At 60.2% G+C, this 266-nt stretch carries 2 protein-coding genes; one reads left to right on the top strand and one right to left on the bottom strand.

Annotated features, from left to right (window positions below; translation table 11 throughout):
- Nucleotides 1–37 precede the first annotated feature (37 nt).
- Nucleotides 38–139 carry a YegP family protein gene (locus SB753_RS37910; RefSeq protein WP_410805268.1) on the top strand — a complete coding sequence of 34 codons (102 nt, stop codon included), beginning with the start codon at nucleotides 38–40 and terminating at the stop codon, nucleotides 137–139.
- 18 nt (nucleotides 140–157) lie between these two features.
- Here the strand turns inward: SB753_RS37910 and SB753_RS37915 are convergent, their stop codons facing one another.
- Nucleotides 158–259 (bottom strand): RNase H family protein, encoded by a 102-nt coding sequence (locus tag SB753_RS37915; protein WP_410805269.1) that lies wholly within the window; start codon nucleotides 257–259, stop codon nucleotides 158–160.
- Nucleotides 260–266 lie beyond the last annotated feature (7 nt).

Below are 266 nucleotides of genomic sequence, written 5' to 3' on the forward strand. Positions count from 1 at the left end.
CGAGTTTGTCGCCTATTTCAAATATAACAGCGAAACCATGTTCTGGACCGAGGGCTATTCGAGCAAGGCGTCCGCGGTGAACGCCATCGAATCGATCAAGAAAAACGGTCCCGGCGCCGAAACCAAGGAAGCCGAATAAGCGATTGGGCGCGGGCGTTCAGCGCGCCCGCGCTTTTCGCATGATCTCCAGCGCGGCGTCGCTGGCGAGCTTGTCGGCGATCTCGTTGTCGGGGTGGCCGGCATGGCCCTTGACCCACAGCCATTCG

Origin of the sequence: Paraburkholderia sp. SIMBA_053 (assembly GCF_046534895.1) — a bacterium.
GTDB lineage: Bacteria > Pseudomonadota > Gammaproteobacteria > Burkholderiales > Burkholderiaceae > Paraburkholderia > Paraburkholderia caledonica.